The organism is Fulvivirga sedimenti, assembly GCF_020328055.1.
Window position 1 is genome coordinate 800001 of record NZ_JAIXNE010000004.1, and the last position, 26994, is coordinate 826994.

General features: G+C 45.5%; 20 protein-coding genes. 7 read left to right on the plus strand and 13 right to left on the minus strand.

Going from position 1 to position 26994, the window contains the following annotated elements:
• Positions 1–53 precede the first annotated feature (53 nt).
• The gene (locus LDX50_RS21585; RefSeq protein WP_225698286.1) at positions 54–2519 is read left to right on the plus strand and encodes a zinc-dependent metalloprotease; all 2466 of its coding nucleotides are present in this window, start codon (positions 54–56) and stop codon (positions 2517–2519) included.
• A gap of 214 nt (positions 2520–2733) precedes the next feature.
• Positions 2734–5502 carry a leucine--tRNA ligase gene (gene leuS, locus LDX50_RS21590; protein WP_225698287.1) on the plus strand — a complete coding sequence of 923 codons (2769 nt, stop codon included), beginning with the start codon at positions 2734–2736 and terminating at the stop codon, positions 5500–5502.
• A gap of 62 nt (positions 5503–5564) precedes the next feature.
• Here leuS and LDX50_RS21595 read toward each other — a convergent pair whose 3' ends face one another.
• Genes LDX50_RS21595 through LDX50_RS21610 form a run of 4 tightly spaced genes read right to left on the minus strand, consistent with a single transcriptional unit; the run spans position 5565 to position 12402 of the window.
• Entirely contained in the window at positions 5565–7970 is a 2406-nt protein-coding gene (locus tag LDX50_RS21595) for an ABC transporter permease (RefSeq protein ID WP_225698288.1), read from the minus strand.
• Between the two features lie 41 nt (positions 7971–8011).
• Positions 8012–10387: an ABC transporter permease gene (locus LDX50_RS21600; RefSeq protein ID WP_225698289.1), complete on the minus strand. Its 2376-nt coding sequence runs from the start codon at positions 10385–10387 to the stop codon at positions 8012–8014.
• 50 nt (positions 10388–10437) lie between these two features.
• Positions 10438–11127, minus strand: coding sequence for an ABC transporter ATP-binding protein (locus tag LDX50_RS21605; RefSeq protein ID WP_225698290.1), 690 nt, complete (start codon positions 11125–11127; stop codon positions 10438–10440).
• Positions 11128–11151: 24 nt separating this feature from the next.
• Positions 11152–12402: an efflux RND transporter periplasmic adaptor subunit gene (locus tag LDX50_RS21610; protein WP_225698291.1), complete on the minus strand. Its 1251-nt coding sequence runs from the start codon at positions 12400–12402 to the stop codon at positions 11152–11154.
• A 240-nt stretch (positions 12403–12642) separates the two neighbouring features.
• Between LDX50_RS21610 and LDX50_RS21615 the strand changes: the two genes are divergently transcribed.
• Complete coding sequence (locus tag LDX50_RS21615) at positions 12643–14028, plus strand: sigma-54-dependent transcriptional regulator (protein WP_225698292.1); 1386 nt, start codon at positions 12643–12645, stop codon at positions 14026–14028.
• On the plus strand, positions 14018–15361 hold the full coding sequence (locus LDX50_RS21620; protein WP_225698293.1) for a sensor histidine kinase: 1344 nt from the start codon (positions 14018–14020) through the stop codon (positions 15359–15361). Before LDX50_RS21615 ends, LDX50_RS21620 begins: the two co-directional genes overlap by 11 nt.
• On the opposite strand, the gene LDX50_RS21625 is transcribed toward LDX50_RS21620, so the two are convergent.
• The 5 genes from LDX50_RS21625 to LDX50_RS21645 all read right to left on the minus strand — a co-directional run bounded on the left by LDX50_RS21625 (position 15358) and on the right by LDX50_RS21645 (position 18403).
• Entirely contained in the window at positions 15358–15732 is a 375-nt protein-coding gene (locus LDX50_RS21625; protein ID WP_225698294.1) for a hypothetical protein, read from the minus strand. The two genes, LDX50_RS21620 and LDX50_RS21625, sit on opposite strands and share 4 nt — an antisense overlap.
• A gap of 93 nt (positions 15733–15825) precedes the next feature.
• Entirely contained in the window at positions 15826–16374 is a 549-nt protein-coding gene (locus LDX50_RS21630; RefSeq protein ID WP_255647361.1) for an HNH endonuclease, read from the minus strand.
• Positions 16374–17168: a C40 family peptidase gene (locus LDX50_RS21635; RefSeq protein WP_225698295.1), complete on the minus strand. Its 795-nt coding sequence runs from the start codon at positions 17166–17168 to the stop codon at positions 16374–16376. Before LDX50_RS21635 ends, LDX50_RS21630 begins: the two co-directional genes overlap by 1 nt.
• The gene (gene smpB / locus LDX50_RS21640; protein WP_225698296.1) at positions 17165–17635 is read right to left on the minus strand and encodes an SsrA-binding protein SmpB; all 471 of its coding nucleotides are present in this window, start codon (positions 17633–17635) and stop codon (positions 17165–17167) included. The genes LDX50_RS21635 and smpB overlap by 4 nt, the downstream gene beginning before the upstream one ends.
• Before the next feature lie 105 nt (positions 17636–17740).
• On the minus strand, positions 17741–18403 hold the full coding sequence (locus LDX50_RS21645) for a peroxiredoxin (protein ID WP_225698297.1): 663 nt from the start codon (positions 18401–18403) through the stop codon (positions 17741–17743).
• 26 nt (positions 18404–18429) lie between these two features.
• Between LDX50_RS21645 and LDX50_RS21650 the strand changes: the two genes are divergently transcribed.
• A complete protein-coding gene (locus LDX50_RS21650; protein WP_225698298.1) occupies positions 18430–18621 on the plus strand; it encodes a hypothetical protein in 192 nt (63 codons plus the stop codon).
• A 26-nt stretch (positions 18622–18647) separates the two neighbouring features.
• Here the strand turns inward: LDX50_RS21650 and LDX50_RS21655 are convergent, their stop codons facing one another.
• From LDX50_RS21655 to tsaD, 4 genes are read right to left on the minus strand one after another with little or no spacing between them, the layout of a single operon-like run.
• Positions 18648–19490 carry a 1,4-dihydroxy-2-naphthoyl-CoA synthase gene (locus LDX50_RS21655; protein WP_225698299.1) on the minus strand — a complete coding sequence of 281 codons (843 nt, stop codon included), beginning with the start codon at positions 19488–19490 and terminating at the stop codon, positions 18648–18650.
• A 60-nt stretch (positions 19491–19550) separates the two neighbouring features.
• Complete coding sequence (locus LDX50_RS21660; protein ID WP_225698300.1) at positions 19551–20180, minus strand: DUF2306 domain-containing protein; 630 nt, start codon at positions 20178–20180, stop codon at positions 19551–19553.
• Positions 20177–20566 carry a thioesterase family protein gene (locus LDX50_RS21665; RefSeq protein ID WP_225698301.1) on the minus strand — a complete coding sequence of 130 codons (390 nt, stop codon included), beginning with the start codon at positions 20564–20566 and terminating at the stop codon, positions 20177–20179. Before LDX50_RS21665 ends, LDX50_RS21660 begins: the two co-directional genes overlap by 4 nt.
• Positions 20563–21567, minus strand: a complete 1005-nt coding sequence (gene tsaD, locus LDX50_RS21670) for a tRNA (adenosine(37)-N6)-threonylcarbamoyltransferase complex transferase subunit TsaD (RefSeq protein ID WP_225698302.1) — start codon at positions 21565–21567, stop codon at positions 20563–20565. Before tsaD ends, LDX50_RS21665 begins: the two co-directional genes overlap by 4 nt.
• A gap of 14 nt (positions 21568–21581) precedes the next feature.
• Between tsaD and LDX50_RS31050 the strand changes: the two genes are divergently transcribed.
• Both LDX50_RS31050 and LDX50_RS21680 read left to right on the plus strand, forming a co-directional pair.
• Entirely contained in the window at positions 21582–26123 is a 4542-nt protein-coding gene (locus LDX50_RS31050; protein WP_225698303.1) for a translocation/assembly module TamB domain-containing protein, read from the plus strand.
• Complete coding sequence (locus tag LDX50_RS21680) at positions 26110–26988, plus strand: DUF2279 domain-containing protein (protein WP_225698304.1); 879 nt, start codon at positions 26110–26112, stop codon at positions 26986–26988. The genes LDX50_RS31050 and LDX50_RS21680 overlap by 14 nt, the downstream gene beginning before the upstream one ends.
• Positions 26989–26994 lie beyond the last annotated feature (6 nt).

Sequence of the window (26994 nt, forward strand, 5' to 3'; positions counted from 1 at the left end):
CGTAACTCGTTGTCATTGGGGACTTTTAAGGTTCCATTAAAAGTACTCAACCTATGCAACGAATATTTACTTTACTACTTGTTCTCCTGCTGATTTCCCCTGCAGGGTTCGGACAAAAAAAGAAGAAGAAAAAAGACAAGGATGCCCCGGCAGCCGAGGCACCAAAAAAGAAAAATGATTCTCCTTTCAAACCCTACAGCGAAATCGTTACTAAAGATGCGATCACCGATGAAGGATTGTTTACTACCCACAAGGTAAAAGATAATTACTACTTCGAAATCTCTGATTCCCTGATGGAACGCGAAATCCTGGTTATCAGCCGGATTTCAGGTACCGTTGAGAATCTCAATTTCGGTGGTGCGGGTATGAAGGCACGCGGACAGCAGGTAATTCGCTGGCAGCGAAAAGACAACCAGCTGCTGCTACGCTCCGTTTCCCACAACAGTGTAGCAAGCGAAGAAACACCAATCTATCAGTCTGTTCGAAATAATAATTTTGAGCCGGTTATTGCCACTTTTGACATCAAGGCTTTATCTAAGGATTCCGCCGCGTATGTGATCGATGTCGCCGACCTGTTTACATCAGACGTAGAAATGATCGGTGCGTTGAACGATAACCAAAGAAAGCAATTCCAGGTTCGGGGAGTCGACAAGAAACGCTCATTGATCATGTCATGGAAAAGCTTTCCCCTGAATACAGAGGTTCGCCATATTCTTACCTACAATGCCGGCAACCCTCCTGCAAACGGAAATACCGGTACACTCAGTATAGAAATGAACCAAAGCATGGTACTGCTGCCCAAAAAACCTATGACGCCCAGACTATACGATGAGCGTGTAGGGTTTTTCTCGGTTTCTCAGATAGACTACGGACTCGATGAGCAAAAAGCCACCCAGCGACGTTACATCACACGCTGGAGACTGGAGCCGTCAGATCTTGAAGCTTACAAAAGAGGTGAACTCGTAGAGCCTAAGAAACAAATAGTCTACTATATTGACCCGGCAACTCCTACCAAGTGGAGACCCTACATCAAGCAAGGGATCGAAGATTGGCAAAAGGCATTTGAAGCCGCCGGTTTCAAAAACGCCATCATCGCGAAGGATCCTCCTACCAAGGAAGAAGATCCTGACTGGAGTCCGGAAGATGTTCGCTACTCAGTGGTGCGCTACACAGCAAACCCGATCCAAAATGCGCAGGGACCTCACGTTCATGACCCGCGATCCGGCGAAATCATCGAAAGTGATATCATATGGTATCACAACGTTATGAATCTGCTTAGAAACTGGTACTTCGTTCAAACTGCAGCAGTTAATGAGAAAGCCCGCAAGGTGAAGTTTGATGATGCCGTAATGGGTGATCTGATCCGTTTTGTTTCCGCACACGAAGTAGGACACACACTGGGTTTCCCCCACAACATGGGAGGCAGCTATTCTTACCCTGTTGATTCACTGAGGTCACCTTCATTCACAGCACGCATGGGAACAGCACCTTCGATTATGGATTATGCCCGTTTCAACTATGTTGCTCAGCCCGGAGATAATGCAGCGCTGTACCCTCAGATCGGTGTTTACGACAAGTGGGCTGTGAAATGGGGTTATACATATTTCCCGGAAACCACAGATCCCGACTCTGAAGAAGCAACCCTGGACGGTTGGGTGAAAGAACACTCGGGCGATCAGATGTACTGGTATGGACGACAAACTTTCAACCCTGTTGACCCAAGGGCGCAAACGGAAGATCTTGGAAATGATGCCATGCTTTCAAGCTCCTACGGAGTGGCTAATCTTAAGCGAATTGTTCCTAATCTTATTGAATGGACAACAACAGAAGGCAAGAATTACGATGACCTTAATGAGATTTACGGTCAGGTGATTGGGCAGTGGAACCGATACAACGGCCACGTGCGGAACAACATCGGCGGATTGTACGAGACCTTCAAAACTGCCGACCAGGATGGAGCAGTATATGAATTTGTTCCGAAGGAAAAACAAAAGAGAGCCATGACGTGGTTGCAGGAAAATACCTTTGCAACACCAACCTGGATGCTTGAACGCGACATTATCGATCGTATTGAAGGCGTAGGATCAGTTGAGCGCATCAGTAATGCACAGGAAAATACACTGAACCAGGTGCTGGATCCTGCACGTCTCGAACGTATGTTTGAAAATGAGGCAATGAATGGTTCAGATGCCTATACACCGATTGAAATGATGAGCGATTTGCGCAATGGAATCTGGTCTGAACTAAGATCCGGAAGCACTATCGATATCTATCGCCGTAACCTGCAGCGTGCCTATATCGCGCGTATGCACTACCTGATGACCGAAGAGCCTTCAGGACGCTTTGGCGGATCTGTTGATATGGAAAAATCAGATATTCGTCCGCTGGTACGTGCTGAGTTAAAAACTCTCCGCACACAGGTTCGGAACGGGTTGAACCGGACTACAGACCGGTTAAGCCGTTACCACCTGGAAGACGCGATCGAAAGGATTGATATGATTCTGGATCCTAACAATTGATTCAGAACAGAAAATGATTAGGAAGGAAGGAAGGTCCGGCAAACGCCGGACCTTTTTTATTCCTGCCAATACAAAGATAACAACCCGCTTTTCCGCGTTCCCATTTCTCAACAGCATGTGAATTCAGACTGCGTAGATTCGATTATCCCGAATCCTACCACCAATTTGATCTGAATTATGTTAATTTTGCACCTTCATAATCTGAATACAACTGATGGCGATATATCAATTCAAAGAGACTGAAGCAAAGTGGCGCAAGTATTGGGCAGATAACGAAATCTATAAAACATCCAATACCAGCAAAAAACCAAAGTTCTATGCACTGGATATGTTTCCGTATCCTTCCGGAGCAGGATTGCATGTAGGACATCCACTCGGCTATATCGCATCGGATATTGTAAGCCGCTTCAAGCGCCTGAAGGGATACAATGTACTGCACCCGATGGGTTTCGATTCTTTCGGCCTTCCCGCTGAACAATATGCCATCCAGACAGGACAGCATCCCGCAGTTACCACAGCCAATAATATTGAACGATACAAAGAACAGCTACAGCAGCTTGGCTTTTCATTCGACTGGAGCCGTGAGGTTCAGACCAGTGATCCGTCTTTCTACAAATGGACACAGTGGATCTTTATGCAGCTCTTCAACAGCTGGTATGATAACGACCTTGATAAAGCCAGGCCGATAAATGATCTGCTTGATCACTTCTCAGTACACGGGAATTCAGGGATCAATGCTGTTTGCGACGAAGACACCCCGGAATTTACGGCTGCCGAATGGAAGGCATTCTCTGGTAATGAACAGGGGAAAATGCTCCTGAAATACCGGCTGGCATACCTGGCCGATATGGTCGTGAACTGGTGTCCCGCACTGGGCACAGTACTGTCCAATGACGAGGTTAAGGATGGTTTCTCAGAGCGTGGAGGACACCCCGTGGAGCGTAAAAAAATGATGCAGTGGATGATGCGTATCACCGCTTATGCAGAAAGATTGTTGAACGGACTGGATGTGGTCGACTGGCCTGAACCATTGAAAGAGATGCAGCGTAACTGGATTGGACGGTCGGAAGGCGCTGAACTCGATTTCAACCTGAAGGGCCACGATGAAAAAATCCGGGTTTTCACTACCCGTATCGATACGATTTACGGAGTAACCTTCCTGGTCCTCGCACCTGAAAGCGACCTGGTTGAACAGATCACCACAGTAGAACAGAAAGAAATCGTTGCCAGCTACGTTGAGCAGGCTAAAAACCGGTCGGAACGCGAACGAATGATGGATGTAAAAACAGTTACAGGTGTTTTTACCGGCGCCTATGCTATTCATCCATTCTCAGGAGAAGAAATTCCTGTGTGGATCGCAGATTATGTCCTGGCAGGTTACGGAACAGGCGCAGTGATGGCCGTACCCGCGGGTGATCAGCGGGACTATGATTTTGCCAAACATTTCAGCCTGCCCATCATCCCAATCAATGATTCAGCTGATATTTCTGAGGCGGCCGATGCCACCAAGGAAGGAACCGTCATCAATTCCGGATTCCTGAATGGTTTGTCACCATTGGAAGCCATGAAAAAAGGCATTGAAGAAGTAGAAAAACGAGGTATCGGAGTAGGCAAGATTAATTTCAGGATGCGGGATGCGATCTTTACCCGCCAGCGTTATTGGGGAGAGCCGCTGCCGGTTTACTTTAAAGACGGCCTGCCCTACCTCCTGGGTGAGGACCAGCTTCCCCTCGTACTTCCGGAAGTTGATAAATACCTGCCGACTGAAGAGGGTGAACCTCCCCTCGCTCGTGCTGCCAGTTGGGAAACATCCGAAGGATTTCCCTATGAACAAAGTACCATGCCCGGGTGGGCCGGCTCCAGCTGGTATTTCTTCCGGTACATGGATGCCCATAACAATGATCGTTTTGTTGGGAAAGAAGCCCAGGAATACTGGGACAGTGTAGACCTCTACATAGGGGGTTCAGAACACGCAACGGGCCACCTCTTGTATTCACGCTTCTGGACAAAGTTCCTGTTCGACATGGGTCTTGTAACCGTGGATGAGCCTTTTAAAAAGCTGATCAACCAGGGTATGATCCAGGGACGGTCGAATTTGGTTTACCGCATTAAGGAATCAGACACCTTCGTTACTTATCAGAGACGGCACGAATACGATACCATACCGATGCATGTGGATGTAAACATCGTTCACAACGACGAGCTCGATATGGAAGCCTTTAAAAAATGGCGCCCTGAATTAGCCAATGCTGAGTTCATTCCCGAAAACGACAAATTCATGTGCGGACATGAAGTGGAGAAGATGTCCAAGAGCAAGTATAATGTGGTTAATCCGGATGATATTATAGAACGATACGGTGCCGATACACTTCGCATGTACGAGATGTTCCTTGGTCCGCTTGAGCAGTCAAAGCCCTGGAATACCAATGGTATCGACGGGGTGTTCAAGTTCCTTCGTAAACTCTGGAACCTGTTCCATGATGATGCAGATCAGTTTGTTGTCTCAGATGCCCAGCCAACTGAGGCGGAACAAAAAATCATTCACCGCACTATCAAAAAAGCCCAGGAAGACATTGAACGCTATTCCTTTAATACTTCGGTAAGTGAATTCATGATTTGTGTAAATGAGCTGACATCACTAAAATGCAATAAAAGGGAGGTACTGGAAAAACTAGTCATCATTTTAGCTCCTTATGCCCCTCATATTGCAGAGGAACTCTGGCACAGACTGGGACATACTACTACAGTGAATGACGCCGAATATCCGGCTTATGATGAAAAATTCCTGAAGGAGGACTCATATGAATATCCGGTATCCGTAAATGGTAAAATGCGCGCCAAAATGCTATTTCCGGTCGATATGCCGACAGATCAGATTCAGGCCGAGGTATTGGCGTCTGAAGCAATTCAAAAATGGCTCGAAGGCAAATCCCCCAGAAAGGTTATCATAGTACCTAATAAGATAGTGAATGTCGTAGTTTAAAAGCCCCTCCCCCGTTACTCATCTTCACATCAATAATGAGAAACGGGGGAAGAGTTTTATTATTATTCGTATCTCAGCGACTTGATGGGGTTTGCACTGGCCGCGAAATAGGAAATTATGCTTACCGTAATGTAAGCGATGGCTATTGAGATCAGACCCGCAATCAGGAAAACCCCCACCCCGAGTTCGATACGCAACGGAAATTCCGAGAGCCATTCCTGCATAAAGTAATATGCCGGAAATATGGCGAGCACGAACGCAATTACAACGAACTTGATAAACTGGATTGACATTTTATTGGTAATATCCCAGACAGAAGCGCCCATCACCTTCCGAACTCCAATTTCCTTGGTCCGCTGTTCGGCAATGAACGATGCCAGTCCGAATAACCCCAAACACGCGATGGCGATAGCGATGGCGGTAAATATGGTAAAGACACTGCCCAGTCGCTGTTCCTCACGGAACAGGTTATCAAAATCCTGATCAAGGAAGGAATATTCAACCGGCTCTTCCGGTGCGAGCCCCGCCCACTTTTCTTCAACGAGGTTCACAAGGTTTTCAGCATTGCCGGTATATCTGACGTACATGGTCGAATTGTCACGGGAAAACAGTAGCAGCAACGGACGAATTGGGGTTTTGATGGTTTCGAAATTAAAATCCTTCATCACGCCTATCACCTGAAGTGACACGGGTTCGTCTCCGTTAAAACTCATGATACGCTCTTCCAGCGGATTTGCAAATCCAAATTCCTTTACCGCAGCCTCATTCATGATAATGGCCAGCGAATCCGATGGAAAATCCTTCGAGAAATATCTGCCCTCAACCATTTCAATGCCCAGTGTGGATGCAAATGTTTCATCTGTAAAGAAGGTTCCGCAAATATGATCGTAGTCACTTCCCTGAGCCCTGAAAATCGTCGTATTATTCACACCCGGCAGTTCATTGTTCGAGAAACTAACCTGCTCCACTACCGTATTTGCCATCAATTCATTCTTGAATACGTCGGCATTATCGGCAAGTCTTCCCACATTTTCGATAATCATCACCTTGTCCTTATCAAAGCCCAGCTTTTCATTTTGCATAAACGTTATTTGGCGGAATACCACTGCTGTACAGATGATGAGAACAATTGAGATCCAGAACTGGAAAGTGACCAGGAAACTGCGGATTTTTCCTCCCCGAACCCCTTTTAGTTTCCCTTTCAGCGTTTCAGCGACATCGAATGAAGTAAGGTAGAAAGCCGGATAGGATCCTGCGAGAAATCCAATAATCAACATAAGCGATACCATGATGACAACCATGGTTGGCGTAAAGAGTGAGGCAAGTGCCATTTCCTTACCCGAAAGCTGATTAAAATAAGTAAGTAAGCCCGAAGCTATTGCGATGGCCAGGATAGTAGAAAGAGCGCTGTAGAGCACAGATTCTGAAATAAACTGTCCAACAAGTGACTGTCGGAGTGATCCCATCGTTTTACGTAAACCAACTTCTTTCGCCCGGTTGGCATACTTGGCAGTCGACAGGTTCATGAAATTTATGGCTGCGATGACCAGTATGAAAAGGCCGATGGCTCCCAGAATGTACACATATTTAATATCACCTACCGGAACAGGTTCATCGGTTAATGTGGAATAGAGATGAACACGCTCCATCGGAAATGAAAAATATTCGTATATGCTACCTTCCGCCTCCATTTCTGCCAGCGTCTTACCCATGAATTCCTTCAGGATAGGTGAAACGTTCTTATCAATTATCGGGCGGAGCTTTTCGTCAACCACGTCTGCACTAGCCCCTTCACGAAGCACGTAATATCCGAGGAAACTATTACTCAGCCATGCCCCCTGTTTAGGATTCATCCATTCAAAGGAATCCATGGAAAGCAAAATCTCAAACGGGATTTGTGTATTGGAGGGAATGTCTTCAATAACCCCGCTAACCACGTATTCCAGTTTATCATTTCCGATCAGAAGTGTTTGGTTCAATGCGGGCGCATCGCCAAAGTACTTCTCTGCTATTGAACGCGTGAGAACCATCTTATTAGGGCCGGTTAGTGCACCTTCAGGATTTCCCTCTACAAATGGCAGCTGAAAGACCTGGAAAAATCCCGAATCAGCGGCATAAACCTGGCGCTCAGTATAAATTATATCCGATTTTCTGAAGACCCATTCTCCGAATTGAAACAAACGGGTAGCTTCCTCCACCTCCGGAATCTCCGTTTCAAGCGTATAAGGTATTTGTGAATTGGTAGATGTTGTATACAGCTCCTGCCCTGCCAGCTTTCCATGAAGATTGAGGCGGTAAATCCGTTCAATATTCGGATAAAACTTATCATAGCTGAGCTCATCAGCAATGTACATGGCAATGAACAGACATGCCGTTATTCCCAGGGTAAGTCCGAACATATTAATGATTGCGAAGAATTTGTGCTTCGCCATATTCCGGAATGCGACTTTAAAGAAATTCCTGATCATGATTGTTGTTGTTGAGTTTTTGAGTATTTGAGTTTTTGTTGTTATTCGCTTCTCAGTGATTCGACCGGATTCACTGATGCTGCTTTAAACACTTTGCCAGTTACAGTGACAAGTGCGACGACTACGAGTATCAGACTTCCAATGAACATCGAACCCGCATTTGGAGACGCATAATGCTCCCAGATCATAGACAGCAGTCCATCCACCAGAAAGTAAGACGTTACACAACCAAGTACGACCGATGCTAGAACGATAATCATGAAGGGTTTATTTAGCTTCATAATTAGGCTCGGAACCGAGGCGCCCACTACTTTCCGCACCCCGATCTCCTTGGTACGCTTGAGCAAATTCAGGGAAATCATGGCATACAGTCCTGTGACCGAAAGGATAAGAGCCACGACGCCCAGAAAAGTAAAGATGGTAACAATATTCCTGTTCACTACCTTTTCCTCGGCCATCTCATCATTCATATATACCCCGTTGTAAATCCTGAAAGGAAACAGCTTACTATATTCCTCTCCAAGGATCTCATGAGCCTTTATCATATTCTCAGGTGACGTTTTCAAAACAATTCTTTGAAAATCTTCCTTTTTAGCTGGCCGGAAAAGTATTGGTTCAACGGGTCCCCACAATGCATTGGTAAACGTGTTCTCCACTACTCCAACGATGTAAAGTGATACCGAGTCATTCCACATGATCCTCTGACCAATTGGATTCTGAATATTGAATTCCTTTAAGAACATTTCATTCGCGACCACCGACTCATTCATATCCGTTTCAGAATCTTCCCTAAATCCACGGCCCTCAAGGACTTCTATGTCCATGATATCGAAATAGTCGTGCCCTACCCTATAGGCTTCAACCTGGTATTCCTCGTCATTTAAATCGATAGTCATACCACCTGTATAGGAAAGAATATGCTGTTCCGTTCCTGCGATTTGATCAATTTCCTCATAGGAACGGAGAGCGTTGGAAAGGTTTTCATATTCCTGCCCATTGTTCACATAGGTGTAGATGATTTGATCTCTGTTAAACCCGAGATCAAAATTCTCCTGAAATTTCGCATTATGGATGAAAACAAATGCCGCAACTATGGCTATCAGGGAAATACTCAATTGCAATGAAAGAAGCACTTTACTCAACACGGTATTCCCTCCGAACTTCACTGTCCCACGAAGAATTGGAGTCGCTTCGAAACTGCTCACAAAGTAGCTGGGATAGCTGCCGGCAATTAATCCTACGAGAAGAATCAGGATAAACATGAAAAGCAGTAAGTCCCGGTTTTCCAGGTAGTCAATTCGAAGGGTAACAAAATCCCACATAGAATTGTAATAGGGAATTATGAGTTCCGCAATCATAATTCCAACAAAGAGTGCAAACAGGCACAGCACCATGTTTTCAAGAATGAATTGAAACATGAGTTGCTTCCTCAAACCTCCCATTACTTTACGCAGTCCGATTTCCTTTAGCCTTCTGCCCGACATCGCAATGGATGTATTTGTATAATTGAAACAGGCCAGCAGCATCAGAAGCAGTGCCATCACCATAGGGCCTACTATTGCTGCGGCAGGAACACCCCGTGTCAGCCACATGGACCATATTTCGGAGTTCTGCCCGCGGTCGGCCATGCCGTCAAGTGGCATCAATTCAAACCGCAGGAGTTTAAAATCCTCCCGTGCTTCATTTTGTTCGGGAATGATCTTATTCATCTCCGCTTCCACCAACGCCATCTTTGATGGATCTTTCAGGCGTACGAATGTAGTAGACCAGTAATTCCACATTTGATCATACAGGTCTTTTACCACATAACGGTAATTATCCATCGGGGCGATCGCCTCTACAAATTCAAGACTTGAGTTTTCAGGCAGATCTTTTATGACCGCTATTACCGTATAAGGCTTGGGTTGATCATCCACGATATGTTCTACCGTCTGACCGATAGGATCTGAATTGCCAAAATACTTCAAAGCAGCCTCCTCAGTAATCACAATTTCCGGCCCTTCGAAATCACGAATCCCGCCTTTTAGTATTTCAAAACTGAACACATTGAATACTGAAGGATCCGCAAATAGTATATTGGTCTCTAGGACTTCCTCTTTGATCTTCACCGATCCATATGCTGGAATAATCCGCACGATCTCATCGATGGCGGATGTCTCAGGGTCCATAAATTCAGAAAACTTAAGGGGAGTAATTCCATAAGGTTGTTCTCCGTCGTTATAATCCCTCACAGAAACTACGTGATAGATTTCATCGAAATGCTCCTGGTCTCTGTCAAACTTATTATTAAAGTCATAATTCAGATAGGCAATGATACAGGTTGCAATAGCTGTACCCATTCCCAGGGTATTGATGATCACGTAGGACTTATTCTTTAGAAGGCTGCGGAATGCAATCTTGATGTAATTCCTGAACATACTATTGTTGTTTTGAGCTTTTACTGACCTTGAAGCACTTTTTCAATCCATCAGATATGAAATTGCTCCTTAATATTCTCCGTTACTACCTTACCATCGAACAGGTTAATGATCCTGTGCGCGTAATTGGCATCATAGGGTGAGTGCGTTACCATGATGATGGTTGTTCCTTCCTCGTTGAGTTCTGCAAGGAGCTTCATAACTTCCTCTCCGTTCGCACTGTCGAGGTTTCCCGTTGGTTCATCGGCAAGGATCACCTTAGGCTTTGCTACAATCGCACGTGCGATAGCCACGCGCTGCTGCTGTCCACCAGACAACTGCTGCGGGAAGTGATTTCTACGGTGCATAATGTTCATGCGTTCCAGTACTTCTTCCACTCTTCTTTTCCGGTCGGCAGAGGGCACCTTCAAATACAGGAGGGGCAACTCCACATTTTCAAAGACAGTGAGCTCATCGATAAGGTTAAAGCTCTGAAATACAAACCCTATTGATCCCTTACGAAGTTGCGCCCGCTGACGTTCACTGTAATTACTCACCTCGTGCTCACCAAAATGATACTTGCCATCAGAAGGATTATCCAGCAGTCCCAGGATGTTCAACAAGGTAGACTTACCGCATCCCGAAGGTCCCATAATGGCCACAAATTCACCATCCTTAATTTCAACATTGATGTTGTTCAGTGCAGTTGTTTCCACTTCGTCGGTGGTGTATACTTTCTGCAGGTTCTCGATTTTAATCATGATTATTTTAGTTGTTGTTATTACTTATTTTAAAATTAAAACTTCACTGTCTCCGAAGTTGTCGTACGATGAGGTAATTACCTTATCTCCGGGCTCCAGACCCTCCAGTACTTCAAAGAATTCTGTATTCTTACGGCCAAGTCGTATGTTCCTGCGCTCAGCCTGTGTTTCGTCTTCATTTACTACGAAGACCCAGTTTCCGCCTGAATCTTTGTAAAAGCCACCAACCGGCAACAATAGCTCTTCCGACGATTGCCCGAGTTCAATCCGCAGACGAACCGATTGTCCTCTGCGAATCCGTTCAGGAATCTCGCCTGTGAATTCCATATCTACTTCAAATCGTCCATTGGTGATGGTTGGATACAGATATGTGATTACCAGTTCATAGTCCGTACGATTGAACGGAGCCGTGGCTTTCAGGCCTTTCGAAATTCTTGGAAGGTACAATTCATCGATAGGGGTACGTACTTTGTAGGCGCCCACCTTGTCGATCTGACCGAGCCGCTGTCCGGGATTTACAGCCATTCCCTCAAATAATTGGGGAGTAGATAGCTGTCCGTCAATCGGGGACCGTATCACCAGGTTATCCAGAATCTGCCCTACCCCATCGAGACTTGCCGACATCCGGCGCTCCGATTCATTCAGCTGCACGAGCTGGCGCATCCTTGAAATTGAGTCATTCTTATAACTGGAATAGGTGATCTCTTTTCTCTTAAGATTGTACAGAAAATCGGCCTCGGTTCGTTCGAACTCCTGCTTGGAGATCAGCTTTTTTTCATACAACATCTTCTGACGCTCATACTGAGGTTCGAGTTTGGCCAGTTCATTTTCGATCTGTGCCAGGGTTTGCTGCTGTTGCAGATCATTCTGCTCAAGGGAAAGACGGGTTTGCCGAACCCGGTTGATGCTTTCGTTCAAACTGGCTTCCTGGCTGAGTACACTTAATTCGCGGTTAAGGTTGGTCAGTTCAAGAATGATATCCCCCTTTGCCAGCATGGCACCACTTTCAGCATGCACCTTTTTAATAGTACCGCCTTCAATGGCATCGAGGTAAAAGGTTACGGCAGGCTCCACTGTTCCGGTCTGAGGTATGTAGTCCTGGAAAACGCCGCGTCTGACTTCCTGTATTGTAATTTTCTCACGCTCCACGTTAAGCTTCTGGCGGCGATCAGCCCAGCCGAGCTGGTAAATAATAAGCGCAACAATAAGTATTCCTCCAGCTACCAGGGCGATGCGCTGTAAAGTCCACTTCTTCTTTTTAATCTGTCTGTCCATGCAATAGAAAATAAATTCTTCACTTACTGATTGCCAACAAGTGTGCCAATACTCAAGAATTGCCTGTATGAGCAAATTTGAGCATTATCGACGTTCAGTACCGTTCAGGTTTGAACGAAGGCGTCCGATATCGAACAAATTAAAAAACTGATTAATAGGAGAAATGGCCTTGAATTGGTAATATCGAAGAAAGCAAAGAACGGTATCAGTTTTGCAGTGGGTAAATAAAAGTAAGTTTCAATGAGCGAAGCTAAAACAGGGAAGATACTCATCGTTGACGACAATGAGGATTTATTGAAGGCAGCCAAACTGTTTCTGAAGCGTCATTTTGGCCAGGTTGACCTGGAAAAAAATCCGGAAGTGATCCCCGCATTACTCAGCAATGAAAATTATGATGTGATCCTGCTGGATATGAATTTCACCAAAGATGTCAGCAGCGGAAAAGAGGGCTACTATTGGCTTGAGCGTATCCTTTCGATAGATCCTTCGGCGGTTGTGGTTTTGATTACAGCGTATGGCGATGTGCAGATGGCTGTGAAAGCGATCAAGGCCGGCGCTACTGATTTTGTACTGAAACCCTGGGAAAATGAGAAGTTACTGGCGACCATCTATTCTGCGATGCGCCTGCGCGAATCCCGTATTGAAGTTGAGGAACTTCGCACACGCCATAAGGAATTAAGTCAGAAACTCAACGACCGCTACGGAGATATTATCGGTGACAGCCAGGCGATGATCAAGGTGTTTGAAACCATAGATCGTGTCGCCGCCACTGATGCCAATGTGTTGATCCTTGGTGAAAATGGAACAGGTAAGGAACTGGTGGCCCGGGCAATTCATCAGAATTCTTTACGCAAAGATGAAATTTTCGTTAGTGTGGATCTGGGCTCCATCAGCGAGAGTCTTTTTGAAAGTGAACTTTTCGGACACAAGAAAGGCTCTTTCACCGATGCAAAGGAAGATCGAGCAGGAAGGTTTGAGAACGCCAACGAAGGAACCCTTTTCCTGGATGAGATCGGGAACCTGACTATGAATTTGCAAACCAAATTATTATCTGTTTTACAAAGCAGGAAAGTAAGCCGCGTGGGCGAACACCGTGAGCGCCCCATTGATATACGGCTGATATGCGCCACCAATATGCCCCTGTACGAAATGGTGAAGGAAAATACATTCCGGCAGGATTTATTGTACCGAATTAACACCATTGAGATACGGTTACCGGCATTGCGGGAACGCCTGGAAGACATACCGGTTTTGGCCGGGCATTTCCTGCAGGTATATAACGATAAATATCAGAAGGAAATCAGGAAGCTGAGTGAGGCGACAATTGCACGCATGCAGAAGTATCAGTGGCCGGGGAATGTTCGGGAACTACAGCATGCCATTGAAAGGGCCGTAATCATGAGTCAGTCACAGGTTCTGCAACCAGAAGATTTCAATTTTGGCGGAAGCATGAGCCGCCCTGATGATGAAAATGTAACACTTGACCAGTATAACCTGGAAGACGTTGAGAAAATTTTGATTCGGAAAGTACTTCAAAAATATAATGGGAATATTACGCAAGCCGCCCAGGCACTCGGACTAACCCGATCATCTCTTTACCGCAGACTTGAAAAACATGGGCTTTAAAGGATTCAGGATTCGTGTAATCATTCGGGTTATTCTCATTGCTGCGACACTGGCGGTAATGACATATACATTGATCGGGCTAAATGCCTGGTTTGCTTTTGTCGTATTGAGTTTTATTCTCGCAGCTCAATTAGCCGACCTGTTTCATTTCGTTGAAACAACCAACCGAAAACTCACGCGCTTTCTTGAATCCATCCGGTATTCCGACTTTGTTTCCACCTTTACTACCGACAGTCGGCTGGGGGATTCTTTTAAAGATTTAAATATTGCCTTTAACGAAGTATTGGAAGCATTTCGTCTGGCACGTTCTGAGAAGGAAACCAACCTGCATTTTCTCAACACCATCGTCGAGCACGTGAGTACCGGGTTACTGGGATTTGATAACAACGGAAATATTGAACTCATCAATGCCAGTACGAAGCGGCTGATCGGCATTTATGCGATTCACAATATTGAGGATCTGCTGGAAAAACATCCAAAATTCTACAAGACCATTTTTGATCTGCCAACCGGTAAAAGCACTATATACCGTAATCAGGAAGAAGAGCAAATCTCTGTAAGTGCGACGGAAATCATTCTTCGGGGAAAGAAAGTTAAGCTTATTTCCCTTCAAAATATTCAGACGCAGTTGCAAAAGAAAGAAATTGAAGCCTGGCAAAACCTGACTCGGGTGCTGCGCCATGAGATCATGAATTCCATCACGCCCATTGCTTCACTTACCACCACGCTGAGAACCATCCTGGCTGAAGACCTTAGGGCCCAGGGTTCTGAATACGTTTTGGATGAGGAAACCAAGGATGATTTAACGGATGGTCTGGGAACTATTGAGGGAAGAAGTAAAGGCCTGATCAGTTTTATTGATGCCTACCGGGATTATACATCCATCCCACTGCCCGATCCCGAACCGATCGTCGTAAAAGACCTGCTTCACCGGATCGAGACGCTTCTCAAGTCTTCGCTGGATAGCCACAATATTAACCTGAAACTCTACCTGGTTCCGGAAAATCTTGTCATCAATGCCGATGATAAACTCATTGAACAGGTATTGATCAACCTGGTGAAAAATGCCATTGAAGCCTCGCCGGACGATTCTGCCATACACCTTTACGCCGGAAAATCGGATGATGGAAACGCACGCATAGTGGTGGAAGATCACGGACAAGGGATTATCCGGGAAGCACTCGATAAAATCTTTATCCCATTTTATACTACCAAAAAAACCGGTTCCGGTATTGGATTAAGCTTGTCAAGGCAGATTATGCAGCTCCATAACGGGTCTCTGACAGCTGATTCAGAACCCGGAAAATTCACCCGCTTTACGCTGAAATTTTAGCGCGACCCGTATGCACTTCGGTCCTGCCGCTGGAGATCACCTTCCTTTACCAAAACATAGATCGAATAAATACTGAGTGCGGTACCAAATGGAAAGTTGAAAAGATTGAATATGGAAAGTACCACAGCCAGGATCAATGCCCATCGTTTATTATTCAACAGCCCGATTCCCGCGATAATACCCGGGATACTCAGCACCATCAGCAGAGCGGGCAGGAATGACAGCAGAAATGCAAATACCATTTCGGCCTCCGGATCATTCGCGATCGGAATTAAAAACCTGAAAACAGCAGCTACAATGAATCCGGCCAGGAGAAGATAACCACTCATCACCAGATGAAGAATCCCGAGAACTTTATAATGTTGTTGCATGGCGTGTTGTTTTTTATCTGTAGAATAAAGTAGTCAGCCTTCCATCAAATTCAAAGGATTTACCCATAAGCGGTCCAATTCCAAGCTGGTCAATTATTTTCCAACCTTCAGGTAAGGTCGCCATTCATCACAATGGTACCCGGAGTAATCCCGAAGGAACATCACGTAGCTTGGCCTGAAGGGTTTATACTGGAGACTGATGCCCGCTTCTTCCGGTGTGTAATCCCCCTTGAATGCATTACAGCGCTTACAGGCCGTAATAAGGTTATCCCAGGATGATTTGCCACCCCGGGAACGAGGCATAACATGATCCAGGGTAAGTTCATTATGCGTACCGCAATACTGACAATTGAAATTATCCCGCTTAAATACATTCTGACGTGTCAGGGCGACACCTTTATAGGGTATATGAATATATCGGGTGAGCCGTATGACTGCGGGCATGGGATAGCTCTGCGACACGGATCTTATGACATGACCGTTCGCGGATTCCACCATCTCCGTTTTACGCAGGAAAGTAAGCAAAAATGCCCGTTGTACTGTACATACAGAGATTGGTGAATAGTCCTGATTCAATACCAACACCTTTCGATTCACCAGATAAAAATACATTTCCGCTTGTTCCCAAGCAAAAACGGTCATCAATTTTTCAGGATCCGCCGGATGGAGCTTAAGAAGTGAGTGTACTCTCCGCTTGATTCAACACGAATACCCTGTTCGTCCAGCTGATCAATGCGAACACGCCCCGAAGCATGTATAATCTGTCGATCTTCCATGATCATTCCCACATGATAGATCTTACCGGAATCGTTTTTAAAAAAGGCAAGATCACCGGGGCGGGCCTCAGATAAGTTTTTTATTTCCCTCCCCTGGGTAGCTTGCTGACTGGCATCACGAAGCAGGGAATAGCCTGCGATCCGATAAATAATTTGAGTAAATCCGGAGCAATCGATGCCAAATGGTGAACGGCCACCCCACATGTAGGGGGAATTGAGATACTTCAGAGCAACATTTCTGAGATATTCATACCCCATTCGCTGTCCGAGCCCCTTGGCATCCCCATTGAATGCAAGTTGTTCCTCCATCTTAAAAATTTCATTCGTGCTGATTGGAAGAACACTGCCTATTAAAATTTGAAGGGCCTGCTTCTGGTAAAGAATAGTAGTGGTGAGCTCGAGGCACACTTTATAATTTGAAATATTAATTTGATCGTAGTAGGCATCTGATATAGTGGTATGTTGCCGGTGGTCTACCCATCCTTCATACCCGTCATAGTTGATACGGATACGAAACCATTTTTGGTTTTTGGATATCTCCAGAATCTCATAGTGCTCCCCAAAGAGCAACTGCGTTACCTGTTCACTCGTGTCGGCGGCTGCCGCCCTTACCGGCATCAATGCCAGTCGGCAAATACCCTTCGTTCCTGTTGTAATCATTGAAGTCTTAATCGGTCGAGTTCACGCTTTGTATCACGTTCCTTGATGGAATCGCGTTTATCAAATATTTTCTTGCCTTTGCCCAGTGCGATCTCAAGTTTGGCAAATCCCCTGTCATTAATAAATAAACGGATGGGCACCAGCGTAAGGCCCTTTTCCGCAATTTTAGCCTCAAGCTTTTTCAATTCCTGCTTTTTGAGCAACAACTTGCGCTCCCGCGCCTCTTCATGGCTGTAAAAGGAACTGTTTTCATACGGACTAATATGGATCCCTTTGGCATAGAGCTCTCCTTTTCTGAAGTAACAGTAACCATCCGTCAGGTTTACTTTACCTTCCCGGATCGATTTTATTTCAGTACCCTTCAGAACCAGACCGGCAATATATTTATCAAGAAACTCATATTCAAAACGGGCCTTGCGGTTCTTGATCTGAATTGTATTTGAAAATCTCTTGCTGTCCTTGCTCATAAGCACCAAAGGTAGAAAAATTCATTGAATGTTATGGCAATCAGGCAAATAAGCAAAAGGCCTCCCAACTAGTCGGGAGGCCTCCTGTACACTCACATCACAACCCTAATTCAACGATCTTCGGGCCAGGTAAAAGTCCACCTTTTCAAGTGAATCATCTTTTATCCGGGCATCCATCTCGTCGAGTGTTTTGGGAGGAGGGACAATAACCTTATCCCCCTTCTTCCAGTTCAAGGGCATTGCCACTTTATATTTATCAGAAACCTGTAATGCTTCCAATACGCGTAGAATTTCGTCCATATTACGGCCGACATTCAGCGGGTAGTACATAATTAAACGGATCTTCCGTGAGGGGTCAATAAAGAAGACAGCGCGAACGGCAGCGGTTTCACTTTCATTCGGCTGCAGCATTCCGTACAGCTTTGAAACCTTCATGTCAAGGTCGGCAATTATTGGAAAATCAAGGTAAACTCCTGTATTCTCCCGCACATTATTTACCCATGCCAGATGTGAATGAACACTGTCGATACTCAATCCAAGCAAAGCAGTATTCAGTGCTTCAAATTCGCTTTTACGTTCCGCGAATCCGCTCATCTCAGTGGTACAAACTGGAGTAAAATCAGCCGGATGCGAAAACATCACCACCCATTTACCCTTTTCATATTCAGAAAATTTGATTGGTCCTTTTGTCGTAACCGCTTTGAAATCCGGCGCCTGATCACCGATTCGCGGCATTGCTGTAAAATTCAGGGTTTGTTCTGCTTCCATGGTACATTTTTGATTGTGATAGTTAAATGTACCTGATATTTCATCATGAAAGCGTGACTTTTGTTACCGAAAAAACCGGGGGCGGGAAGACGCAGGGATCCCTGTTCGCCTTCCGGCAGGCAGGCCGGCGGAACTCCATGCGGGACCCGGTTGTACCGGGGACATTCAGGGAGTCGGGCCGGGATCTTTATCCGTCGCTAATTCTTTATTTGTTTTAGCAGGTAAAGAAAGCGCTCCACTAAAATTAAGGTATCCACTTGATATTACTGAAATCCGGCTTGCGCTTTTCAAGGAATGCATTTCTTCCTTCTTTGGCTTCCTCGGTCATATACGCCAGACGTGTTGCCTCTCCGGCAAAGACCTGCTGCCCAACCATTCCATCATCGGTGAGATTGAAAGCAAATTTGAGCATTTTAATCGAAGTAGGTGATTTGGCCAGTATTTCCTGTGCCCACTGCCAGGCAGTACTTTCCAGTTCATCATGGGGTATGACGGCATTTACCATTCCCATCTCATAGGCTTCCTGCGCAGAATAATTTCTTCCCAGGAAAAAAATCTCACGCGCCCTTTTTTGTCCGACCATTTTAGCCAGGTAGGCCGAACCATAGCCACCATCAAAGCTTGTTACATCGGCATCTGTCTGCTTAAAAATTGCGTGTTCCTTGCTGGCCAGTGTAAGATCACAAACCACATGCAAGCTATGGCCGCCGCCCACTGCCCATCCGGGAACGACAGCGATCACAACCTTCGGCATAAAGCGAATCAGTCGTTGTACCTCCAGAATATTAAGTCTTGGCATCCCCTCCTCATCCACATACCCCTGGTGACCCCGGGCATTCTGATCTCCGCCGCTGCAAAAAGCATACTTGCCATCTTTAGGTGAGGGACCTTCCGCAGAGAATAATACAACCCCGATGCTGGTGTCTTCCCGGGCATCCAGGAATGCCTCAAAAAGTTCAGCCACCGTTTTTGGCCGGAATGCATTGCGTACTTCAGGGCGGTTAAATGCAATCCGGGCAACGCCTCCGGATTTCTTATAGGTAATGTCCTGGTACTCCTTAACCGTTTGCCAATTGATTTCGCTCATTTCGATGTTTTTAATTCCAAAATTACAACATTTGCCAGTTTAACCGACAGCTAAATCGGATTAACCGGCGAATCTAACCAGTTTATTTCTACGCGCCACCAACAATTCGGCGACAACAATATTCGGCACCCAGCAGAGCCATGCAATGATGGGGTATGCCACCGGAAAATCCAGGTGCAGCACTATCCCGAAGAAAGGCATCCATAATCTCAGCATTACCGCTGCAAATGTGAGTGCATAACTCCGAATCATCCAATTCCCATGCTGGAATGGCCGCGAGTTCAGGATATTTTTAAACGCGACCACGGTTGTCACAAGCCAGAGAATACCAAGTATTCCAAACCCGAGTTTACCTGTAAGTCCGCCTTCAGCAAAAACAGCCAGGATGACAGAAGCCATACCACTTGACAGAACGGCAATCAGGTAAATAAAGCCCAGAATACGATGCCAACGGAGGTATTTCCTGCGAAGCTTGCCGCTAAACTGTACCCAGCCAATCAGTAAGCTGACGCCCCCAAAAATAATATGCGTATAAAATGTCGTTTGCCACCAGCCAGTATCACGAATTTCTGGAGGTTTCGCAGCTAACAGTCCCTGATTCATATCGACAATTAAATACATGAATGGATATAATCCGATGGTAATACCAAAGAATGCCATAAGATAGAAGGCAAACCGCGGATTCTTCATGGTGTAAATATTTTCTGTATGAGCGTTCGATTCAATATTTTTTGTCCGGTCTTACCGCGTGCAATTTCCCGGCCATCCTTTCCTGACACGAATACTGAACAAATCAGCTCATTCCCCTGCCATACCGTAACTTCTGCCATCAGTGTTAGTTCCTCGCCCGGAAAAGCTGGTGCAACATGTTCCACCAGCACATGAGTACCCACTCCCTCTTCATGGTCTTCCCGAAGTTCCAGGACAAAGAGCCGTCCCGCCCATTCCATTTCCCTGGCAAGTACATAGGTTGAACAGACCGGGTGAACCACTTCATTTTGAAAGGCAGCTACATCCTCCGGTTTTACCAGGTACTTGTGAAATTTCCTGTCACCAATGCTAAAAATACGTTTCATAAAGGCAGTCTCGCTTCAGGTGTTACCGATAAATCCGAAAAATCAGCTGCCAAATATTTGAAATGTGCAGCCATAGCGATCATTCCGGCATTGTCGGTGCAATACTGAAAATCAGGAATAAATACCTCCCAGCCGCTCTGTTCACCTTCCTCCGCCAGCGCTGCCCGTAAGCCCCGATTCGCCGAAACTCCTCCCGCAATAGCAATCTGCGAGATATTCAGATCAGATGCTGCCTTTCGTAATTTTATCATGACCATTTCAATCAGGTGCCGTTGAACACTTGCACAAATATCCTGAAGATGGTTCTGAATGAAATCAGGATCCTGCTTAATACGATCCTGCAGAAAATAAAGAATGGCGGTCTTTATTCCACTGAACGAGAAGTTATAGCCCTGCATTTCCGACAATGGAAAATCATAGGCAAACGGATTCCCATCTGCCGCCAGTGAATCAACCATCGGACCTCCCGGGTAAGGCAATCCCAGCAATTTGGCAGTCTTGTCAAAGGCTTCGCCGATTGCATCATCCACTGTTTCACCAACCACCTCCATATCCAGATAATCCTTTACAACCACCAGCTGTGTATGACCACCACTCACCGTCAGACATAGAAACGGAAAAGTAGGTTTTGGTTCATCAATAAAATGCGCCAGGATATGAGCCTGCATATGATTGACTTCGATCAACGGTATATTCAACGCCATTGCCATTCCCTTTGCAAATGAGGCCCCTACCAGCAATGATCCAAGGAGTCCGGGACCACGTGTAAAGGCCACTGCCGACAGCTCATCTTTCTGTACACCCGCCTGGCGCAACGCCTCCTCAACTACGGGGACAATGTGCTTTTGATGCGCCCTCGAAGCGAGTTCAGGAACTACTCCTCCATATTTTTTGTGTACTGATTGTGTGGCTACGATATTATTAAGTACTTTACCGTTTTTGATAATAGCGGCAGAAGTATCATCGCAGGATGATTCTATGGCGAGAATGGTGCAATTCATGTTGAGCAACTTTGGTGCAAGTTATTAAAAAACGATTTCTCAGGGTAGTTTTAAAGGCGCTGCTTTATTTCTTTATCTTCCTATTGATCCTGATAGGTCTGATCCAATTCCCCTATGTACAAACCCGAATCGTTTCGTGGTTAACCCAAAATTTTTCCGAAAGTACCGGATACACGCTCTTCATCGATAAAGTAGATATCGACTGGTTTGATAAGGTTGCCATTGAAGGAGTTGGCTTGTATGATCCTGAAAACAACCGGTTGCTGAATGCCGACCGTATTGAAATAGATTTTGCCATTCGTTCACTTATCGACCGTTCAAACAGAAATATCGATGAAGTGAATATTTTAGGAGCAGAAATATTCCTTACGAGGATCAATATTCAGGACAGCATCGAAACGCTGAATATCAACGAGCTGGTGAGACGCGTCAAGGCCCTGATCAAAAAGGAAAAGAAAACACGAAAATACGTCTCCGTTGATTTAGTAACCCTGGATAATGCAACCTTCATTTATGACGATCCCCGTAAAGATTCGATTGACGGATTCGATTATAACCACTTCCGGCTTAATAAGATCAACGGTTCCTTTCGGAACCTTCTTTCCATATCCGATACCCTTGCGCTTGACATATTACAACTGAGTGCTACTGACGAAAAAACGAATCTTGAACTTCATGACATGGAATCATTCTTCCGAGTCTCCCAGCAGGCAATGGAATTCTATGACCTGTCACTGAAAATCGGGCAGTCTGAAATCAACGACAGCATACGCTTCCTGTATAACGGTACTGCCGAGATGAGTGAATTCATTACGAAAGTACGTATGGAAGCACATATTGCCGACACGCGTATTTACAGCAAAGACCTGGCCCTCTTTGCACCTGTATTCGAAAATTATGAAGACAGCTATACCATATCCGGGGTATTTGAAGGGCTGGTGAACAGCTTCAATTTCACCGAAGCCAGTGTGAAGTTTGGGAAGAATACATCCATTAACGGCCGTATCCGTATGGCGGGTCTTCCCGATTTCTCTGAAACATTCATTGATTTCGACCTGGAGGATTCCTACGTGAGGATCGCAGACCTGAAAGATTATGTCCAACCAGCCACCTATCAGCGCCTTGAACCATTTTCAACCGTTCGCTTCAACAGTCAGTTCCTTGGTTTCCCGAGTGACTTTGTTGCCAATGGAGATTTCTATACCGATTATGGAAATATCAACTCAGACATAAACCTGAAGCTGGAAGAGGATATCAATCAATCCCGTTACACGGGCCGTCTGTCGGTCACCAACTTCAACCTCGGAGGTTACACCGGGGAAGATGTTTTTGGTCGGGTGACCATGAACGGGGAGATCGAAGGAACGGGCTTTACCCTCGAAAGTGCAAACTTCGTGTTAAAAGGACGAATTGATAGAATCGGGATCAACAATTATAATTATGTAAACATCAACACAGACGCACGCTTCGCGAAAGAATATTTTGAAGGATTCCTGCAGATCGATGATCCTAACCTGAAGCTGACTACCACAGGATCCATCGACCTTCGGGAGGGTATTGATCTCTTTAACGTGCGGGCACAACTTGATACTGCTCGTCTGGATCTGCTAAATATTACCGATGACGAGTTCTTTCTTCATACCCGACTCACAATAGACGCGACCGGCCTTGAACTGGATAGTATTCGCGGAGTGGCGCGTCTGTCTGATACATTTGTCCGATATAAACAGAAAAGCCTTCAGCTGGACTCCCTTATGCTGGAGTCAAATATATATGACGACCGGAGGACGATCGATCTCATTACCTCTTTGCTGAATGCGCGTCTTGAGGGTACATTTGATATCACAACACTCATAACCGATGTAAAAAATCTTTATACAGAATTCAGATTGAATTTCGAAAATGACCCGGATGCACTCCGAGGCTACTATGACGCCAAAACAGAAATCCCTGACAATCATGATATCGACTATTCTATCGAATTGGTGAATGGACAACCACTCTTCGACGTATTCTTACCCGATATTTATGTCTCTGGAAAGACCGGTATCCACGGACGTTATATCAGTGGCTATACGTCAATTTTTTCCATGCAGACAAATCCTGATACGGTAACCTACAAAGGCAATTCATTCTTTGAAAACGACATTCAGCTGAATATCTCAAAGGTGAGCGACAGTACGAATGTGCTGGCGATGGCTTTTGGAAGCAGCGGAAGGCAATCAATTGAAAATATCTCAACCAAAAACCTTTTTGTTGAAGGCATCTGGAATGATGATCATATTGATTTTGAATTCGACATAGATCAGTCTGCCTACCCGAACTATGCCAGACTATACGGTGAGGTCGATTTTCTGGACGACCTGACGCGAATACGCTTTGCCCCTTCAAATCTCACCATCCTGGATAAAATGTGGACGATCGAACCATCCAACAGCATTGAGATCCGGAAAGAGCGAATCGAAATCCACAATCTGGATATTTCTCACCAGGGCCAGGAACTGTCATTCAACGGAATACTTTCAGCAGACCCATCCGATGTTTTTAATATCAGAATCGACAGCATTCAGCTCGATAATATCAATACCATCATAAATCAGCAACTTTCGGGTACCATCAACGGGTTTGCGGATATCCGGGAGTACTATGGCGAAACGAAAATACAGTCCACCGGAACATTACAGGCACTTACTATTGATAATTTTCTGATTGGCAATATTGAAGGAACCAACAACTGGAACCATTTACGCCAACAGTTTGAGACATCCCTTCGTATTGAACGGTCGGAAGACCGGATCCTGGTCATCGATGGAACGTATACGCCATCCGAAGAAACAGAACAACTGAATCTTACCGCCAACCTGAATAAAACGAGTCTGAAGATTCTTGAACCCTTTTTCAACAGTTACTTTACTAATATCCAGGGGACGGTATCTGGTCTGGTACGCGTAACAGGCAGACTTGGTTCCCCGTATATTCGGGGTGAAGGTATTATTGAAGACGGTCAGGTTCATGTGAATTACCTGAACACCGATTATTTACTGGAAGGAACTTTCTTCCTGGAACCTGACAAAATCGGTTTTCAGCGAATTAACCTGACTGATACCCGTGATCAGAAGGCGTTTCTAAGCGGTATTATTGGTCATACCAACTACAAGGACTTTTATATGGACCTGCAAGGGGTTATGAATCAGTTTACTGTCCTCGACACCCGTTCGCAGGATAATGATCTGTTTTATGGTACGGGTATCGCAACAGGTGAAATCAGCTTCGAAGGACCTGTTAAGAACATGAGCATCACTGCGCAGGCCAGAACCGAGAGGGGAACACGCATCTTTATCCCGATCGGAGATACAGAATCCTTTGAACAAAAGGATTTCATACAGTTCATGAATTTCAATGACACCACCAATCTAGACCAGGATAACGTGGTAAAACGAGTTGATCTTCGCGGGTTAAAACTGGATTTCGATCTGGAGGTAACACCAGCGGCATATGCAGAAATAATTTTTGATATAAAGGCAGGTGATATTATCCGTGGCCGGGGAAATGGGGATATCAAGCTTCAAATCGATACGAAGGGAGATTTCAACATGTTCGGCGATTTTGAAATACAGGAAGGAGGATACAACTTCACCCTGTATAACATCATCAATAAAGAATTTGAGATCTTGCCCAACAGTAAGATCTCCTGGTACGGAGACCCCTACCAGGGCATACTCGATATTAATGCCACCTACAATCAGCTGGCTTCGTTCCTTCCGCTACTTATTCAACAGGAAAGTGATGAAGTCTACAGCGAATCGGTGGAGCTAAGAAGAAAATATCCGGTACAGGTACTCCTGGACATTGAAGGACCACTGCTGTCGCCAGCTGTTGATTTTGACATAGTGGCACAGGAACTTCCCCGAAATATTACCATTGCCGAACGAAATGTTGATCTGGAATTTGAATTTTTAAGATTCAAGAACAGTATCGACGAACAGGAACTGAAGCGACAGGTATTCAGCCTTATCGTTCTTCGTAAGTTCAGTCCGTTACAGTCATTCAATACAGGAGGTGCGATTACCAGCAGTGTGAGCGAACTCCTTTCCAATCAGCTGAGCTACTGGATCACGCAGGTGGATGAAAACCTCGAGATTGATGTAGATCTGGGTGCTCTTGATAATGAAGCATTCAACACGTTCCAGCTACGCCTTTCCTATACATTCCTGGATGGACGCTTGCGTGTAACACGTGCAGGTGGGTTCACAAACCAGCAAAACAAGGTTGACATTTCAAGTATTGCCGGCGACTGGATGGTTGAATATTTATTGACGCCGGATGGCAAGTTCAAGGCAAAAATGTACAACCGAACAAACTATAACCCGATCTATCAAACGGATGATAACCGAAATACCATTACCACCGGGTTCGGATTCATCTACACACAGACATTTGATGAAATAAAAGATCTCTTTCAGCGATCCAGGAAAAAGCAACCCGATACCCCGGAGGAAAATCAGGAAGAGACAGACCCCCTGATTCTCACCAATCGCGAAGATGAAAGTGAATAAACTGATTACGGGGCTTCTGATTTTTTTCCTTGTGCTGGAGGGATATGCGCAGGAAAATGACAGCATCAATTATTCCAGGCGGCTGACCTACCTTTCTGTGGGCACAGCGGTAGCTTACACAGGCTCGATCCTCTGGCTAAGCAATCAATGGTATTCGGATTTTGAAAAGCAACCTTTTCACTTTTTTAATGACAGTAAGCAGTGGAAACAGGTTGACAAGGTCGGGCACCTTTACGGCGCTTTTCAGTGGCAAAGTACATCCTTCCAGGCTTTGAAGTGGGCGGGGCTGGAAGATAACAAGGCTATACTCTGGTCTGCGGTTTCTTCCTTTACCTTTATGGCCACCATAGAAGTTCTCGATGGCTTCTCAGCAGAATACGGCGCTTCGGCAACAGATCTTGTTGCAAATACCCTTGGCATCGGGCTTTACACCGGACAACGTTTGCTTTGGAAGGATATCAGGATTCATCCCAAGTTCAGTTTCAGGCGAACGGGCTATGCAGAACTCCGGCCGGAAGTATTGGGCAGCGGTCTTGCAGAAGAGATTCTGAAAGATTACAACGGACAGTCATACTGGCTCTCATTCGATCTCTCTGAATTTATCAACAAGCCCTTCCCGAAGTGGCTCAACCTGGCCATTGGGTACGGCGCAGAAGATATGATCTATGCAAACGACGACCAGAACCGGGAAGCCGGCCTTGATCCATATCGCCAGTGGTATGTGGGCATTGATTTCGACCTCACGCACATCCGGAGCAGATCAAAGTTTGTGAATACAGCCCTGTTTTTTGTGAATATGATACGTATTCCCGCCCCGTCCGTTGAATTCAGCAGGAAAGATGTGCGTTTTCACTGGCTATACTGACATCTG